Consider the following 16,021-nt stretch of genomic DNA (forward strand, 5'->3'; position numbering starts at 1 on the left):
TGTAAATTGTTCCACAATTAAGGGAACCTCTATTAAGGAATTGTTATGGGCAAGGAAAAGGAAAAGGGTGGCAAAGAAGCCAAAAAGCCTAAAAAGGAATCTGACGGCACTAAGAAGCAGAAGAAAGATCCGAATAGACATGACGGACCACCAGGAGGGAAGTAAACCGAGCTAGACGAGTTCCGTCTTCATATGACCCGCCCCACTTGTAGGATACGGTTGGCATCCCGATCTAACCTCTCCCTAGCCCCTTTCCCTGCTAGGGAAGGGGCTAGGAAATTCGATTTGCCAAGCATGGCGTTTTAAGTTGATAGCCACGACCTCATTTGCTTACAACATAATCAAACCCAACCTCGCACCCAGAGTCACCGCCTCAGTTCGGCTGGAAGCGTTGAGCTTTTGAAAGATCGATGATACGTGGAACTTGACGGTATGTTCGGAGATGCTCAACTGCTTGGCAATGTTCTTGTTCCCCATTCCCAGCGCCAGCATCCCTAAAACTTCGATCTCCCGTGGTGTCAGCGCCTGAATCGGGGAAGCAGGGAGTCGGCGTGCGGAGGACTCTCTGAGAGGCAGCAGAGAATCCATAAAGTCTGGATGCAGCACCATCAGCCCCAGCGCTGCTGTCACCACAGTTGCGACAATTTCCTCAGCCGTTGCCGTTCGCGGTAAGATTGCCCGCACGCCGACTTGCAAAACCGACTCTAGCCAAGTGCTGTGGGGGTTGTTCGCTAAGATGACAAGTGCCGGAGATTCTGCACCAAGCGCGAGTAATTTCTCTTCAGCCGGATCGTCATCTGAGAAGGAATAATCCAGCAACACCACATCGGGTTGTCGTTCCTCAAGCAGCTGCACCAGAGTGTCTGTGCTAGAGGAACTACCGACGATTTCCAGCAACTCAGAGGTGCGGATGATGCTCTCCAACCCCGCACGCACGATGGGATTTTCGGCTGTCACCACGACCGAAATCACGCTGACTTCACCTCTGGAAAGGTTGGTTCGGCAGTGTCTTGAGGAGCAGATGCGATCGCGTAGCAGCGTCTCCCAGAACGCAGAAATTCCAACATCAGGGGCTTCCCCGGTTCGGCATACTTGAGAATGCTGAGCAGATCCTCAGGAGTATGAAAAGATTCACCGCCCACGGCTATTAGCACGTCGCCCATTTGAAGACTCACCGAGGCAGCTAAACTCCCCGGAGCAACTTCCAACACCAATAAGCCTAAAACGCGCTGATTTTCTAAACGAAACAGCACGGGACGGAGAGTGACACCCAGAGAGAGTGGGCGATCGCGTTTGAGAAATCGTTCTACTCTCTTACTGGGGATTGCCAACGCTAAACCATTGGCAATCATCGTGTTAATTGCGATCGCTCGCCCCCGTGCATCGGCAAGCAAACCCCCCGAATTTCCGGGTGCTAGCCGAATATCAGCCTTCACCCATCTTTGAATGGTGAAGTCATCGGTGCCATCAGTCGCGTGGATAATTCCCTTAGTGAGTGCGCCGACTAGACCCAGAGGATTTCCCACTGCCAGCACCAGTTCGCCGACTCGGAGAGCCTCAGAGTCGCCCACCGTGACGGCTGGAAGGTCAGTTGCCTCAACCTGGAGTGCGGCTAAATCCTGTCTGGAGTCGATATCTGTGCGGATAGCCTCAATGACTCGTCCATCCCAAAGTTCGACAATCGCCCGGTCGAAAGGGGCGACATGAGCGTTAGTGATAATCAAACCTTGAGAATTCCAGATTGTACCCGATCCGCCACCCCCGCCACTGCTGCGGACTTGTACGGTACAACGGCGTAGTTGTTCGGCGATTTGCGACAACTCTAGGGCAATCTCTGCACTTGCACCTGTATTTTCGACTGTTGAGGTTGCGATCGCCATCTTAATCCTCCCTCGCCGGTCGTTCGCCAACGGTGAGTGCGACTTCAAGAGGCGCACCCCCCCGAATCAGATGCACTTTCAGAGTTTTTCCAACGCTTTCCGTCCCCAACATCGCCTGCACGTTCTCCGTGTCGCTGACCGGATTGCCATCGATTGCGACTAACACATCGCCAATCAGCACCCCAGCTTTATCCGCAGGGCCATTCGGCTCAACGTTGACAACAATTACCCCACCATTAGAAGCCAGAGAAAGCGCCCTCTTCAGCGTATCCGGCAAGCGAACCGGCTGCATTCCCAAACCCAGGTAGCCTCGTGCAATCCGCCCTTTAGAGAGCAACTGATTAACTACCCGGTTCACCGTAGACGCGGGAATGGTTAAAGCCATATTGCGAGGGCCGGAGGTGTTCATGCCTGCAACTTTACCGGCTGCATCGACCATCGGCCCGCCGGAGAATCCGGAGTAGAGGGTTAAATCGAGACGCACAAATCGATCGATCGAACCACCGCTCATACTACGCCAAGCATCCCCAATCGCGCTCACCACACCCATAGAGGCACTCACGCCGTTCTCAGTCCCGCGTCCGAGTGCAAGTGCTAGATGACCGACCTTTAGGGTTGCCGCATCGCCAATTTCCGCCACCGGGAATTCGATGTTTTCTAGCTTCAGGACAGCGACATCGGTGCTAGCGTCACGCCCCAGGATGGTAACGGGGACTGTCCGACCATCGGGTAAGGTGACGGTGATTTCCTCTTCGCGCTTGATGGTTTCGTCAGAGGTGACGATGATACCGGGTCGCCAGTGGATACCGCTTGAGGAGGAATTCCGCCTTAGCCATCCTCTTCTCCCGTGGGAGGTTCGCCCATTGACTGCAACAACTGAGGCACCGACTCGCTCAACAGTATCGGCTAAATTGTTGGACAGAGCCAGCAAGGTGCTGGATATCTCCGATGAAGATAAAGACATTCCATTTCTCCCATGCGATCGCTTTTACGGGATAACTGCCAATCCGGTTCGGTAAACTCCCTCAACCCCTCTCCATCTCTCCCTAACCCTCCTCGCGGGGGTAGAGAAGCGGGTTCGGGGGTGAGGTCTGCCCGATTTAAACCGAATTGCCACTTCCTGCTGATATCGTGCCGTTTTCAAAAGACGGGCGGCATCGGAGAAATGGGGAGAACCCACCCTAGAAAAATGGCTAGGGTTGCGTGTATTCCTAATTACAAGCCAACTTTATGAGGGCTAACTCCTCTGGCAGAACGCTACCCCGCACGAAGGTAGTTCTTAAGAACGAGGTAAGCTGAGAGCGGTTTCTTCAACATGGACAGCAGGCAAGTCATGCAAAACGGAAAAAAAGTCTATGGAACCAACAGAAACCAATCCATCCCAAAAACCGGCAGACAAGAACTCCAAGCCAATTACTCAGGTACAACGAGATAGTGTAATTACCTCTGAAGACTTGCCTCCGAAGGCATTTCGCATCAGCGTGACGCTAGCGGCTCTGGGGATTGTGTTGCTGTTTTTTGGCTTTTACTTCGGCATCATTAATGTTTAAAGTATTGCTAGCAAGATGAGCTACTTCGCATTTCACCTTGTCTTTATCCTGCCACCACTCCTCTTCCTAGCATGGCTTCAGCGCCAACCTCTGGCTGGTATCGGAGGAATCAGAGCGTGGTTAGGGCTACCGCTGATTGCGCTGATTGCCCTGATTTATACGACACCGTGGGACAATTACCTGGTTTGGCGCGGCGTGTGGCACTACGGCACGGATCGGGTGGTGGGTACGATTGGCTACGTGCCCGTTGAGGAATATTTATTCTTCATCCTTCAGCCACTTCTAACAGGTCTGTGGCTGTACTGGTTGTTTCCTCGCACGACTGAGCCAGCACAGCAGGAGGTTTCTCCTTGGGTGCGAGCATCTGGCATCGTTTTCTGGCTCGTTCTCAGCATTGCGGGAGCTTTTATGTTGCAGTCGGATAAGACTGTCTACATGGGGCTAATTTTAGCTTGGGCAGGCCCCGTACTGGCGCTACAGTGGGGAGTTGGAGCAAAGCAACTCTGGGCGAGAAAAGATGCTTGGCTGATTGGCACTCTGATCCCTACAGTTTACCTGTGGATAGCCGACCGCAATGCCATCGGACAGGGCATTTGGAGCATTTCTGAGACCTATAGCACTGGATTTAAGCCGTTTGGGTTGCCGATTGAGGAAGCGACGTTCTTTTTAATCACGAACCTGCTAGTGGTGCAAGGACTTTTACTGTTTCTATTGGTGGGGAAGATGCGATCGCTTCTACCACTAATCTCTTTCCCCATTCTCAATAATGGGCGACCAGAACTTCCAAAAGCTCTTGCTCAGGTAGAGCCTGGAAACGATACGGTTTGAGATGGTTGCCTCTATTTTCCACATCACCTTTTGGGAGTAAAACCGAGATGCCTATTAAGGAATTTTTAGAACAAATTTCTGACACGGTATGGGAAATTCCGGTTTCCTACAAGGAAGGGATGCGCGTTCCCGCCCGGATTTATGGAACAGAAAAGATAATTTCCGAATTAGACGAAGCGGTTTACGACCAAGTAACGAATGTCGCGACGCTGCCAGGGATAACCAAATATGCTTTGTGTATGCCTGACGGACACTTTGGCTATGGTTTTCCCATTGGTGGCGTAGCGGCGATGGATGTGGAAAAGGGGGGCGTGATTTCCCCCGGCGGTATCGGTTTTGATATCAATTGCGGAATGCGCTTGATGGTTACAAACCTCACCTACCATGAAGTCAAACCCTATATCAAAAAGCTGGTAGATAGGCTCTACGAAAGGGTTCCTGCGGGAGTGGGAAGCAGTGGCTTTGTAAAATTATCGCGGAATGAATTTCGCAAAGTGGTCGAACAAGGCGCTCAGTGGTGCGTCAATAATGGCTATGGTTGGGAAGAAGATTTAGAACTCGTTGAAGAAAACGGCTGCATTAAAGGTGCTGATTCTGCAAAGATTAGTGATAAGGCAATTGACCGGGGTTTTAATCAAATTGGAACTCTAGGATCTGGCAATCATTATTTAGAAATTCAAGTTGCTCGAAAGCAAGATATTTTCGATCCAGAGTTAGCCAAGACGATGGGAATTACCATGCCGGATCAGGTGGTGGTGATGTTCCACTGTGGAAGTCGCGGATTTGGTCATCAGGTAGCAACAGACTATCTGCAAAGATTTTTGAAGGTAATGGATAGCAAGTATGGAATTAAAATACTAGACCGAGAATTAGCTTGTGCGCCCTTTGATTCTCCGGAAGGACAAGCCTATTTTTCTGCGATGAAATGCGGCATCAATATGTCTTATGCAAATCGTCAAGTGATTCTGCATCGCATCCGCGAAGTATTTTCGGAAATCTTTGAGCGTTCTGCGGAAGACTTGGGGATGCACATGGTTTATGATGTGGCACACAATACCGCCAAGCTAGAGAGTCATATTGTGGATGGGAAAAAGCGATCTCTCCTCGTCCATCGCAAAGGTGCAACTCGCGCTTTCGCACCGGGAATGGCAGATGTTCCGGAACGCTACAAGAATATTGGTCAGCCGGTTATCATTGGCGGCAGTATGGAAACCGGATCTTATTTATTAGTCGGCGTACCCACTGGCGATCAAACTTTCTTCAGCACTGCACACGGAAGCGGACGCACAATGAGCCGTACCAAGGCTCGAAAAGCTTGGAAGGGAGAAACACTGCTCAAAGATATGCAGAAGAAGGGCATATATGTCCGCAGTACCTCAATGTCTGGACTAGCAGAAGAAGCGGGTGCAGCTTACAAAGACATTGATGATGTGATTGAAGCGGCTGAGTTAGCGGGGATTAGTAAAAAGGTGGTGCGGTTAACACCGATTGGAAATATTAAAGGATGAAGCAAATTTAACATTTGCGCGATCGCCATCTCCTACTAAAATTCTGGCTTTTTAGGTTGCTCTAAAAATTCCAAATCTTTACAGAAACTAGGCTTACCTTTTTTGAAGTCACTAAGCTTGTATTTGTAGAGGGTTCCTTGTTTGGCAAACACTAAATTACCCAGAAAATCCCAAGTAGCCCAGTCAATAGAATCAAGAAGATCGGGATATTCATCTAACCTAAACTTGAAAGTATAGCCACGTTGCAAAAAACCTGTGTAATACATTCTTAATGTCGGATGCTCTCGACTCGGCTGCCAATACCAGCCGTCGTCATTTTCGCACTTGACCGTATACGTTTTGGAATTCTCAACTTTCACATTATTGCCGTAATTGTCTCCAGCTCTAGTCCATCCATCCCGCTCTAACCGGGGATATAGTACGCCTAAATCTTCTCCTCCAAACTGGGAATTCAACTGTCCTAATTTAAAAGGGATGCTGCCTTTTGGCTGTCCCAAACCATTCAATAACAGTTCTTTCTCATCTTTCCAATAGCCTCCTCCAAACCACGTTCCCATATTGTCTGCCTCCAAGTGGGTTTTTAACCGAGGCAACAGACAAACCCCGCTCCAGGTGTTGCCATTACGCCCCCCCATCGCCAAATAAACCATCCATTTTCCATCGAAAGATATATCGCATCTTTTTGGATATAACTTACCGTTAAACCAAGACCCATATTCTAGGCAATCGTCTTCTGTATTCCAACGAATGATGTGGAAAACTTTTGACGGCTTTCGTCTGATTACAGCGACGTAGGGCGAGCCTTTCGCTGGAAGTAAATGTATTCTCGCTGGAATTTCTTCAATCATCGCAGTGCAGTTCCATCAAAGGGATAGTTTATGCAGGTACGCACGCCACTTACAGTCATTACGGGACCACTCGGAAGCGGAAAAACAACTCTGCTTCGTCACATTCTCGACTCTTTTCCTAAAAAGATTGCCATTTTGATGAATGAATTTGGCGAAATTGGTATCGATACCAAAATCATTCAAGGCAAAAATGTCCAAATGGCGGATCTCGGTGGTGGTTGCGTCTGCTGTTCGCTGTTAGGCGAGTTTGAAGCCGCTGTCAATGAAATCATTGATAGCGTTGACCCGGATAATATTGTGGTGGAGACAACTGGAGTTGCAGAACCAGATGCGCTGGTGTTCGACATTCAAGAAAGCTTAACTAAAGTGCGACTGGATGGAGTTGTCACGGTTATCGATGCCGATGCAATGGTGAAATATCCGTCTGTGGGACATACCACTAGGATACAAATTGAAGCAGCAGACACCCTCCTTTTGAACAAAGTTGATTTGGTTTCTGAAAGCGAGTTAAAGGCGATAGAAGATAAATTGCGCTCCTTCAACGAAGTCGCCTCAATTTTGCACACTAAGCGATGCCAAGTAGACCCAGATTTGCTATTTGGGATTGGTCGAGAGCGAGTTCAACCGCAACCTCATCACGTTCACCAACTTGAATTTGAATCATTTAGCACGACAAGTCCTGCCACTTTCGATCGGCAATGTTTTGGAGAATTTGCCGACTCACTTGGGACAGATGTTTACCGGGCGAAAGGTTTTGTACGATTTCCTGAAGGAAACTATCTATTTAATTTCGTGGCTGGACGTTGGGATCTGGAGCCATTTGAACAAGAGGGCACGGAGCTAGTTTTTATTGGCAAACAGGTAAGCGATCGCAAGGAAGAAATTATTAGTCAGTTAAAGACGTGTGAGCAATAGTCCTATGCCTTACGAGTTTCTTGAAGATGTTGCCACTGCTGATATTGCTTTTCACGCTTGGGGAAAAGATTTAGAGGAGCTTTTCATCACGGCAGGTGATGCAACCATTAACGTGATGATTGATAATCTGGATGCGATCGCGCTAACCGAGACGCGCACCTTCAGCTTAGAAAACGATGAATTAGATATGCTGCTGTTTAATTTCCTGCAAGAATTTATCTACTACAAAGACAGTGAGTTACTACTGCTGAGGGCGCAACAGGTTGAGATATCCGAGAAAGATGGAGTGCATCAGCTAAGTGCAGTTACGAAGGGAGAAAAGCTAGATAGCGATCGCCATCAACAGCGAGTAGATGTCAAAGCGGTTACTTTACACCAGTTCCAATTGGAAAAAACCGATGACGGTTGGACAGCAATGGTGATTCTTGATATTTAGTGCGTATCTGCAAAAAGGCTTTGCAAATTGTAAATGCCGATGTGGATATTTTAAGATTGCAGCGAATATTGCGGTTCTCAATTGAGTGGAACATAGGTTGTTTGTAGGGGCGAATGAATTGCCTCTACTCTGTAGTTTTTCAAAGAATGACTAATTCTCCTTTAAGTCAGTGATATTCGATTTAAATACTCTGACCGGGGAAAATATTACCCAAGCTAAGCCTCTCTAGCCTACGGCACGCTACGCTAACGCCGACTCACCAAAAACCCAAGTTTGGAAACCTGCGAAGGCAGATTTCGTCTTTCGTCTGTATATCCATAACTTACAGGATACCCTTATCCTTCCAATCGCAGTGGGTATTTATAAACATCCTTTCAAGAGGAGATTTTTCCCATAATGCACAATTTTGTAGAACCACTGGGTAACTGGAATCCCCAACTGTTGCGGGAACTCAAAGGACGTCTTAAACCTCGCAACATTCTGTTGGCAAGTGTTATCTCTGTGCTGGGTCAAATTGGAATATTCATGTATTTTCAAACCCAGCTCCCGAATCCTATTAACCGAATCGCGGATATCTACAATAAATATTGCACGGGCAAGCCCCTTCCTAATAGTAAGGAACCACTATGTCTGCCGGATGGATTGGACAATTTGATCATCAACTCGCAATTATGGTCACTAGACCGATTTATATCCCTGAGCATTATTGGCATCTTAATCCTGTTACTAGCAGGAACCTATTTGCTAATTAGTGATTTGGCTACTGAAAAACGTCGCGGCACCCTCAATTTCACTCGGCTCAGCCCTCACTCTACTGCGAGTATTTTGACGGGAAAACTGCTGGGGGTTCCGATTTTGATTTATCTGGTAGCCGTCGTTGCAGTTCCTTTCCATTTGTGGGCTGGACTCGCCGCCAAAATTTCTTTTGGACAAATTTTGAGTTTCTATGGGGTTCTCGTTGGTAGCTGTATTTTCTTTTACAGTGCTGCGTTGTTATATGGCATTGTCAGTTCTTGGCTGGGCGGTTTTCAAGGTTGGTTAGGCAGTGGTACGGTTCTGGCTTTACTAATGCTAACTAAGGGAATAAGTACGACCAGTTACTATAATTCAACGACTTGGCTGAAGCTGCTTAACCCCTTTTGCCTAATCCCACATTTGTCTGCTAGTTCTTTTAATGAAGCTTTTGCCACAGGGTTGGAAGGGTTTAAGTGGTTTAGCTTACCATTGGGTGACAGTGTTTTAACTGCCGTAGGCTTTGTGCTGTTAAACTACAGCATTTTGACTTGGTTTATTTGGCAAGCTTGGCAGCGTTGTTTTCGTAATCCCAAGGCCACTATGTTAAGTAAGCAGCAGAGTTATTTGTTAACTGCTTGCTTTACAGTTTTGACTCTAGGATGTGCCAATTACAACTCCATAGAAAATCGTAGCGTTTACGCTGCGCCGCTGTTAGAAAACCTCTTGGCACTATCGTTGTTGAATCTGTTGCTATACCTCTGTTTAATTGCTGCTGTGACGCCTCATCGCCAAACTCTACAGGATTGGGTAAGCGCTCGACCCAAGAGGGGTTCTAATAGCAAGAGATTCGCTGATAGCTCGTTGGTAAAGGATTTAATTTGGGGTGAAAAAAGTCCAGCGGTAGTAGTGATCGCGCTGAATGTAGTGATTGCGATCATCCCCTTGGCTTTATTTATTTTACTCTCCCCTGCACAATCAGCTACTGGTATAAATGCTGCTGCAAAAGTAAATGAGAGCAGAACTGGGGCGTTGTTTGGTCTTACTTTAGTGGCTAGCTTAATCCTAATTTACGCAAGCATAGCCCAACTGCGATTATTCATGCGAACTCAGCAACGGACGCTCTGAGCAGCGGGAACGCTAGGGACACTAATTGTATTGCCACCAACTATTTTTGCGGTACTGAGAATTCACCATTTCGATCCCTTAGCGGTGCTGTTGCTGTCTATTGTCTCTCCTTTGGCCCTCTTACTAGGCTCGGAGAAAATTTTTCTGCTAATTCCAGGTCTGGGACGAATACTGGTATTTTTGAACCTGCAACTGACACGCCAGTTGCGGCAAGCAGGCAAGCAAATCAAAGGCTCCAGCCACGTCAGCTCGTAGTGAGAAACGCGCGATCGCGATCGCCATCAACAGCGAGTAGATGTCAAAAAATAACTAGAAGTAAATGGGGAGCAACCCTTTACTGTTTCGGATACTCCATCCAAACAGCATGTGTGGGGATTATATCCCTGTGAACCATTCTGTTATAGAAGAAAGGCATAACCCCATTAGGTATTTTCAACTCCCTTGTAAGTTCTTGATTCAAAGGCAAAAATCCAGCATTTATTGCAGTGAAAACTCCGCATCCTGGATTTATGACTTCTGTTTTTAAATTATAATCAGGATGCAATTCAAACCCAGCATGAATTATTGCTTCCGGATTTTTTTTACGAATATCCTTTACTAAATCATGTAGCAGATAAGTTGCTATGCCCTTAGGTTTTTTAACACTTTTGTTTGCTAGCATAAATTCAGGACAAAATGAATTAGAATAGCTATCTCTGTTACTAAATACAGCAGCAACAATTTTGTTTCCGTTAGCAACAATCCTAAAGTTGTAATCGAAATTTTCCGTCTCAAGATTTTTGTTCACATCATCTTGAACTAAGCTTTTAAAATTAGTTGTTTTCTTGAAACGATCTGCAAATACTTTTATAGAAGATTTTCTAAATGCCAAGATTAACTGATTTTTGTCTTCATCTTTTAGGCTGACAAAATTCCTAGGAGTAAAAATTATGTAGCCCTCGCGTTCTAGTTCATGTTTTAATTCTGGAACTCCTTTATATCTGTCAGGTTGCTGTAAATGCTCTGTTTGTTTTAAAACCCTATGATTAAGATTAGATAACTCTTTATTTTCACCAAGAAGATATAGAGTTATTATATTTGTATCTGAATCAAGTTGTAAAACCTTTGCTAAACTGTAGCCCTGATCGATAGCTTGTTTAAGCAGGTTATTAAAATTTAGATTTCCAGTTATTATAAGATCCAAATAAAGTCCAGCATAACCTCCTCCTATTGCAAACGTATTTATAGGAATAAACCCTAATTCTTTAATATTTTTAAAGAAATCATATTTATTTAAATTAATTTCTAAACTTAAATCATTTACTGATTTAATTGTTAAATTAACTCTAGGTATGAGTATTTTATTACAGGGAGATACTAAGATATCTAAACCTTCATTAATTAAGCCAATTTCTCTAACCTCCCCTAAATAAGTAGATAGCCTGTTTTTTACTTTTCTCATGAAATTATAATTTTTTATACCATTTTGCATTACTGCTGATTCAGGCTGTTTTGCTTCTCCATCCAAATTCCATAAATTTTCTCTATTGCTGATGTCATTTGATCCAAGCATAGTCCTACAATGTTTTTGGATTTTTTCCCAATATATTTCCCCCAATATAATACTATGCGCCCAAATCACCTTACTGAATATGGATATACTCACTCTTGACCAATTTGGTCGTCTTCTCATTCCCAACGAGATACGAGAACAACTCGGATTGACCAGCACCACGCAGTTCACTTTAGCCGTTCAAGACGGTAAGCTGATTCTGGAGCCTTTGCCCCAAGAGTCAAAAGTTTATCATTCAGGCACGTCATTAGTCGTTGATCAGAGCCAACAGGTAATTTAGAGACGGCACTGGAAGAAGTATGGGAAGAACGAATCAGGGAATTTATTACCAGCAGTGAGAACCCTGTTTGATACCAGGAGTCCTATATATTGTGATGGCTCGACTTGTGCAAGTGCCGCAGTAGCGCAGTACACTTTTCAAGCCGTGATGTCTATCAAAAACCTGGGTTCGACTGCCCTGCCTAGCTAAGATACAAGCAGAAAGTTACTACTGTGAATCGTTATGGTACAGTACAACCCGTTTCAGCATCTTCCCACCGCTGAAGAGCTACCTGAAACTGACCATAAACCTGTGGATAGCGAACTGCAAATTCTCGTCCCCAGCTTATTAGGAGATATCTTAGCTTGGCTCTGGCAGAACCGTACCTACTGGTTTTGGGGCATCAACATGGGGGTTTATTATGACCCTGGAAAATCTGCAATTGTCCCTGATGGATTCTTAAGCTTGGAAGTTGAACGATTAACCCGTGCTGGGGGACGGTTGAGTTATGTTATCTGGCAAGAAGACAAGGTTCCTCTTCTGGCACTTGAGTATGTCTCTAAAACTTACGGTCAAGAGTACGACACCAAGAAAAATGAGTATGCCAGTATTGGCGTGTCGTACTATGCGATCTACAACCCGGAGTACCATAGGCGTGACAAGCACAATCCCTTTGAGGTTTATCGCTTGGTGGATGGGCAGTATGTGCTGCAATCGGGCGAGCCAGTGTGGATACCTGAGATTGGCTTAGGAATTGGTAGGGCGCAGGGTAGTTATCGGGCTTGGACGCGGGAGTGGCTGTACTGGTACGACGAGAATGGCAATCGACTTATTCCACCAGAGGAAATAATTAGGCAGGAGCGTCAACGGGCAGAGCGTTTGGCAGAGCGACTGCGGCAGATGGGAGTTGACCCCGATACTCTGTAGAAATGCGATAAGCGTGACGGTATGCTTCGCTAACGCACGGTAGTAATTCATCAGTGCGATCGCATCTTGAGCTACTCAAGTTCAAGTTTGGCGATCGCGTTTTTCTCAATTTCAGCTTGGGTTGTGGAAGCGATCGCTTCAAATTTCCTCCTCCCTCTCGCTATTACCTATCTGCTGAACCCTTATCGATAGTTTCCCAAAATACATCATTCTTTATACAGAGAAATTAATCGCAAACAAATTTCTCTGATATTTAGACAATACTCATTCACTATTTTTAGGCTAAATATTCTATCCCCCCTACCCCCTTCTACCTTTAACAACCTGAGGTGCTGTAGTCTTAAAAACTAAAAGTTGGGGGGATTGCTTTTTTTTGCAGACGCTTCGTGAAAAAAATACTTCAGAGATTTAGTCAATACTCATTCAACATTTTCAGGCTAAATATTCTATCCCCCCTACCCCCTTCTACTCTGAATAGGATGATGTGCGGTAGACAAAGAAGTTGGGGATCGGGGGGGATTAATGATTACGAATAAGTTGCTGAAATGGGATAAGTTTTACTACTTTGGAAAGAACATTATAAGATTTGTTTCAAATAATATAGTTAAAAGAAAACAGTTTAGAGCGAGCTTATGCAGATTGTAGATAGAGAAGAAAGTTTGAGCTACAAACATTACAGCAGCGAATGGAAATGGGGTTTTACCCCTAGCGCTGAAATTTGGAATGGTCGTTTGGCAATGGTGGGTATTGTGATTGCTGTCCTTATTGATTTAGTTAGCAATCAGGGAGTCCTGCACTTTTGGGGAATCCTATAAGCAAGGCGATCTCTTGCTAATTTCTCTTACCGTTACCCGCCTTTAAATCTGACTTTCTTCTTTTTACAAAGTCGCGTTTTGAATTTAAATAATGCAAACTTCGCAAGATAAAACAGAACAACAATACACGGAAGCTGCTATTAACATAGAACAAGGCTTCACCCCAAATTCTGAAATTTGGAATGGTCGCTTTGCCATGCTCGGTTTTGTATCCATCCTCACTATAGAGGCATTAAGTGGGCAAGGCATCGTTGATTTCTGGGGCGATATCCTCAGCAATCTTTGGTAATTGTTCTAATCAATTAAACTCATTGAAATCTAAATTAGGAGCATTATGACATCTGAACAACCAAAAAATCCCAACCAGACTGACGCTGTGCAGCACGATAGCGAAACACCTCTTGCTAAGAAACCCTCTGTTCTATTTATCCTCAGCACTTCAATAGGACTGATCACCATTATCACTGTGGTTATAAGTGTTTATCGCGGAGTTGCTGGCTTCTAGTTCTACTCAATAGAAGTTCTAAACGCTGGCATTTTCTTAAAGAAGTTATCAGCGTTTAGAGCTGATTTATTGCAATTCTCGTTTGAATGCAGTACGGTTTAACCTTACCCCTGCCCCTCCCCTGTAGAGACGCGATATATCGCGTCTAAAACGTTTATCTTCCTTGCAAAGGAACTTTGCTCTTGGGTGAGGTTTTTGAAATCGAAATAGGCGATTGCTTATCGCTGAGTCACCAACATCTTCATCCCATGTTTTGGGCGGAGTGTTAACGAGGGTTGCAGCACCACCGGATACTCTGGTTGTAGCGTCAGGCGAAACTTTTGCGCGATCGCTGCTAGCAGTAAACTTGCCTCCATCATCGCAAATGCCTTGCCAATGCAGATTCGCGACCCGCCACCAAAGGGAAAATAGGCAAAGGTGGGCAACTTCTTGATGAAATTATCTGCCCAACGAGCCGGGTTGAAAACTTCTGGGTTTTCAAAGAAGCGAGGATCTCGGTGCATCGCCCACTGATTGATAAACACAGTTGTACCCGCTTTGACCTCATACCCGCCCAGAACGCAGTCTTCTACGGCCCGTCGGCTCATTCCCCACACTGGCGGATACAGTCGCATTGATTCCAACACCACTCGTTCTGTGTAAGGCAACTGACGTAAATCGGCAACCGTGGGTGCGCGATCGCCCAACACTGTCTTTAATTCTTCTTGCAATTTCGCTTCTACTTCTGGGTGTTGTGCAAGTAGAAACCATGTCCATGTCATGGCGTTAGCAGTCGTTTCATGACCCGCCAAAAAGAGAGTCATTGCCTCATCTCGCACTTGGCGATCGCTCATCCCAGTTCCATCAGATTCATCACGAACTTGAAGCAATAGGGAAAGTAAATCGCCTGTGTCCTTACCGCTAGCTCGTCGCTCGTTAATAATGCGATAGACAATCGCATCTAATTGTTTAATTGCTCGTTGGTAGCGTAAGTTACTAGGAGTAGGCACCCAAGCAGGAAGGAAATATTGATTGGCAAGATTGGAATTAAAATCCATCACTGCATTTAGCGCCGCCTGCACCCCTTCCGCTTCATCTTTAATATCAACATCAAACAGTGTTTTTGACACAATTTCTTCAGTCAGCAACATCATATCTTGATGAATATCGCGGATTTCGCCATCGCGCCATTGGTCAATTAATTGCTCAGTATAGTCAACCATTACCTTTCCATAGGCGACAACTCGTTCCTGATGAAAAGCTGGTTGAACCAGACGGCGTTGACGCTGCCAAAAGTCGCCTTCACTGGTCAGTAAGCCGTTTCCTACAACGCGCAATCCGCGTCGGTACACGCTACTTTTAACAAAGTTGGGGTATTGAGTGACCAATACTTGCTCGATCAAGTCGGGATGGTTCGCTAAAAAAGCTGGAAATGGCCCAAACTGCCAGCAAACAAGATCGCCATACTCTCTAGCACATTTGCTCAAGAACTTAAGTGGATCGCGGTTTATTTCTGGAAGATGACCTACAAGAAAATGACCTTTAGGGCCAGGTGGTAAATGTACTGCGGGCATAAACAACTCGGTTAAAAATGCTTTTGTGGATAATCCAATAGTTTTATAGCTGCTCATGCCGAAAGGTAGCTATCATCTTGGTTTTTGATGAGTTTGAGCTGTTAAGAGCAACTTTCAAGCCTTACCTGAAATAACATTGGCTATTCGGGCGATCGCTACTTTTTCTTAAAGAGCGCCTATCTAAATTTTAGCCAAAACAAATTTTTCCCAAGGTACTTACACCTGTGCGCGAACATCCTAGGGACCCGCTTCGCGATCGCTCCTGCCATCCCTCGTCTCCAAAAGTGCAGCTTAGCACCAGCGCAAGCAATAGTAGTTAACAAAAGGAAGCTAATTAAGGGAAGAATTTGGGACAGAATAATATATAAAAATAGCCCTTTCGATGGAAGAGCTAAAGTAAACTATCGATTCGTGTTTTTGTTGGAAAGAAACCTAAATTAATGAACGTCAATAATGGGTTGGAGAAGAAGGGCGATCGCCCCAACACTGACAAAAGACAAAGTTACCCAAAAGAAGATTCGCATTCTATTTTCCTACCTTGATTTAATTTCTGATGCTTTACACAGTTCAATTTACTGGGATCGT

Annotated in this window: 18 protein-coding genes; 12 read left to right on the forward strand and 6 right to left on the reverse strand. The window is 45.5% G+C overall.

The annotated features are described in order from the left end of the window. Nucleotides 1–330 precede the first annotated feature (330 nt). The 3 genes from NDI33_RS12430 to NDI33_RS12440 are packed head-to-tail and all read right to left on the reverse strand — an operon-like array spanning nt 331 to nt 2,844. Nucleotides 331–972: a response regulator transcription factor gene (locus NDI33_RS12430; protein WP_190411570.1), complete on the reverse strand. Its 642-nt coding sequence runs from the start codon at nt 970–972 to the stop codon at nt 331–333. After that, nucleotides 969–1,928, reverse strand: a complete 960-nt coding sequence (locus tag NDI33_RS12435; protein WP_348245641.1) for a trypsin-like peptidase domain-containing protein — start codon at nt 1,926–1,928, stop codon at nt 969–971. Before NDI33_RS12435 ends, NDI33_RS12430 begins: the two co-directional genes overlap by 4 nt. After that, the gene (locus tag NDI33_RS12440) at nt 1,882–2,844 is read right to left on the reverse strand and encodes a trypsin-like peptidase domain-containing protein (RefSeq protein ID WP_190674929.1); all 963 of its coding nucleotides are present in this window, start codon (nt 2,842–2,844) and stop codon (nt 1,882–1,884) included. Before NDI33_RS12440 ends, NDI33_RS12435 begins: the two co-directional genes overlap by 47 nt. 391 nt (nt 2,845–3,235) lie before the next feature. On the opposite strand from NDI33_RS12440, the gene NDI33_RS12445 reads away from it, so the two are divergent. From NDI33_RS12445 to NDI33_RS12455, 3 genes are read left to right on the forward strand one after another with little or no spacing between them, the layout of a single operon-like run. Beyond that, nucleotides 3,236–3,430, forward strand: coding sequence for a hypothetical protein (locus NDI33_RS12445; protein WP_190674931.1), 195 nt, complete (start codon nt 3,236–3,238; stop codon nt 3,428–3,430). 15 nt (nt 3,431–3,445) lie between these two features. Beyond that, a complete protein-coding gene (locus tag NDI33_RS12450; RefSeq protein ID WP_190674934.1) occupies nt 3,446–4,258 on the forward strand; it encodes a lycopene cyclase domain-containing protein in 813 nt (270 codons plus the stop codon). A 47-nt stretch (nt 4,259–4,305) separates the two neighbouring features. Beyond that, nucleotides 4,306–5,766 (forward strand): RtcB family protein, encoded by a 1,461-nt coding sequence (locus NDI33_RS12455; protein ID WP_190674938.1) that lies wholly within the window; start codon nt 4,306–4,308, stop codon nt 5,764–5,766. Nucleotides 5,767–5,801: 35 nt separating this feature from the next. On the opposite strand, the gene NDI33_RS12460 is transcribed toward NDI33_RS12455, so the two are convergent. Then, a complete protein-coding gene (locus NDI33_RS12460) occupies nt 5,802–6,614 on the reverse strand; it encodes a hypothetical protein (RefSeq protein WP_190432582.1) in 813 nt (270 codons plus the stop codon). A gap of 30 nt (nt 6,615–6,644) precedes the next feature. On the opposite strand from NDI33_RS12460, the gene NDI33_RS12465 reads away from it, so the two are divergent. The 4 genes from NDI33_RS12465 (at nt 6,645) to NDI33_RS12480 (ending at nt 10,080) form a co-directional block, all read left to right on the forward strand. Continuing rightward, on the forward strand, nt 6,645–7,529 hold the full coding sequence (locus NDI33_RS12465) for a GTP-binding protein (RefSeq protein WP_190432584.1): 885 nt from the start codon (nt 6,645–6,647) through the stop codon (nt 7,527–7,529). Nucleotides 7,530–7,533: 4 nt separating this feature from the next. Then, nucleotides 7,534–7,965 (forward strand): archease, encoded by a 432-nt coding sequence (locus NDI33_RS12470; RefSeq protein WP_190674941.1) that lies wholly within the window; start codon nt 7,534–7,536, stop codon nt 7,963–7,965. 396 nt (nt 7,966–8,361) lie between these two features. Next, nucleotides 8,362–9,825: an ABC transporter permease gene (locus NDI33_RS12475; protein ID WP_199302381.1), complete on the forward strand. Its 1,464-nt coding sequence runs from the start codon at nt 8,362–8,364 to the stop codon at nt 9,823–9,825. A gap of 30 nt (nt 9,826–9,855) precedes the next feature. Continuing rightward, nucleotides 9,856–10,080 (forward strand): hypothetical protein, encoded by a 225-nt coding sequence (locus tag NDI33_RS12480; protein WP_199302382.1) that lies wholly within the window; start codon nt 9,856–9,858, stop codon nt 10,078–10,080. 79 nt (nt 10,081–10,159) lie between these two features. Here the strand turns inward: NDI33_RS12480 and NDI33_RS12485 are convergent, their stop codons facing one another. Then, nucleotides 10,160–11,377 (reverse strand): hypothetical protein, encoded by a 1,218-nt coding sequence (locus tag NDI33_RS12485; RefSeq protein ID WP_190674946.1) that lies wholly within the window; start codon nt 11,375–11,377, stop codon nt 10,160–10,162. Nucleotides 11,378–11,456: 79 nt separating this feature from the next. Here NDI33_RS12485 and NDI33_RS12490 point away from each other — a divergent pair, with 79 nt between their 5' ends. From NDI33_RS12490 to NDI33_RS12510, 5 genes are all read left to right on the forward strand, one after another. After that, nucleotides 11,457–11,657, forward strand: coding sequence for an AbrB/MazE/SpoVT family DNA-binding domain-containing protein (locus NDI33_RS12490; RefSeq protein WP_190432592.1), 201 nt, complete (start codon nt 11,457–11,459; stop codon nt 11,655–11,657). A gap of 222 nt (nt 11,658–11,879) precedes the next feature. Next, entirely contained in the window at nt 11,880–12,563 is a 684-nt protein-coding gene (locus NDI33_RS12495; protein ID WP_190432594.1) for a Uma2 family endonuclease, read from the forward strand. 632 nt (nt 12,564–13,195) lie between these two features. Beyond that, the gene (locus NDI33_RS12500) at nt 13,196–13,378 is read left to right on the forward strand and encodes a chlorophyll a/b-binding protein (protein WP_190441347.1); all 183 of its coding nucleotides are present in this window, start codon (nt 13,196–13,198) and stop codon (nt 13,376–13,378) included. A gap of 91 nt (nt 13,379–13,469) precedes the next feature. Further along, on the forward strand, nt 13,470–13,667 hold the full coding sequence (locus tag NDI33_RS12505; RefSeq protein ID WP_190674949.1) for a chlorophyll a/b-binding protein: 198 nt from the start codon (nt 13,470–13,472) through the stop codon (nt 13,665–13,667). A 45-nt stretch (nt 13,668–13,712) separates the two neighbouring features. Further along, entirely contained in the window at nt 13,713–13,883 is a 171-nt protein-coding gene (locus NDI33_RS12510) for a hypothetical protein (protein WP_190674952.1), read from the forward strand. Nucleotides 13,884–14,101: 218 nt separating this feature from the next. Here NDI33_RS12510 and NDI33_RS12515 read toward each other — a convergent pair whose 3' ends face one another. Beyond that, nucleotides 14,102–15,436, reverse strand: coding sequence for a cytochrome P450 (locus NDI33_RS12515; protein WP_199302383.1), 1,335 nt, complete (start codon nt 15,434–15,436; stop codon nt 14,102–14,104). Nucleotides 15,437–16,021: the final 585 nt, after the last annotated feature.

The sequence above is a fragment of the Trichocoleus sp. DQ-A1 genome, from assembly GCF_039961955.1.
Classification (GTDB): domain Bacteria; phylum Cyanobacteriota; class Cyanobacteriia; order Cyanobacteriales; family FACHB-T130; genus FACHB-T130.

Coding starts and splice junctions, on each gene's coding strand:
- NDI33_RS12440 (WP_190674929.1), bottom strand. CDS start 2,844: ATGTCTTTATCTTCATCGGAGATATCCAGCACCTTGCTGGCTCTGTCC.
- NDI33_RS12445 (WP_190674931.1), top strand. CDS start 3,236: ATGGAACCAACAGAAACCAATCCATCCCAAAAACCGGCAGACAAGAAC.
- NDI33_RS12450 (WP_190674934.1), top strand. CDS start 3,446: ATGAGCTACTTCGCATTTCACCTTGTCTTTATCCTGCCACCACTCCTC.
- NDI33_RS12455 (WP_190674938.1), top strand. CDS start 4,306: ATGCCTATTAAGGAATTTTTAGAACAAATTTCTGACACGGTATGGGAA.
- NDI33_RS12460 (WP_190432582.1), bottom strand. CDS start 6,614: ATGATTGAAGAAATTCCAGCGAGAATACATTTACTTCCAGCGAAAGGC.
- NDI33_RS12465 (WP_190432584.1), top strand. CDS start 6,645: ATGCAGGTACGCACGCCACTTACAGTCATTACGGGACCACTCGGAAGC.
- NDI33_RS12470 (WP_190674941.1), top strand. CDS start 7,534: ATGCCTTACGAGTTTCTTGAAGATGTTGCCACTGCTGATATTGCTTTT.
- NDI33_RS12475 (WP_199302381.1), top strand. CDS start 8,362: ATGCACAATTTTGTAGAACCACTGGGTAACTGGAATCCCCAACTGTTG.
- NDI33_RS12485 (WP_190674946.1), bottom strand. CDS start 11,377: ATGCTTGGATCAAATGACATCAGCAATAGAGAAAATTTATGGAATTTG.
- NDI33_RS12490 (WP_190432592.1), top strand. CDS start 11,457: ATGGATATACTCACTCTTGACCAATTTGGTCGTCTTCTCATTCCCAAC.
- NDI33_RS12495 (WP_190432594.1), top strand. CDS start 11,880: ATGGTACAGTACAACCCGTTTCAGCATCTTCCCACCGCTGAAGAGCTA.
- NDI33_RS12500 (WP_190441347.1), top strand. CDS start 13,196: ATGCAGATTGTAGATAGAGAAGAAAGTTTGAGCTACAAACATTACAGC.
- NDI33_RS12505 (WP_190674949.1), top strand. CDS start 13,470: ATGCAAACTTCGCAAGATAAAACAGAACAACAATACACGGAAGCTGCT.
- NDI33_RS12510 (WP_190674952.1), top strand. CDS start 13,713: ATGACATCTGAACAACCAAAAAATCCCAACCAGACTGACGCTGTGCAG.
- NDI33_RS12515 (WP_199302383.1), bottom strand. CDS start 15,436: ATGCCCGCAGTACATTTACCACCTGGCCCTAAAGGTCATTTTCTTGTA.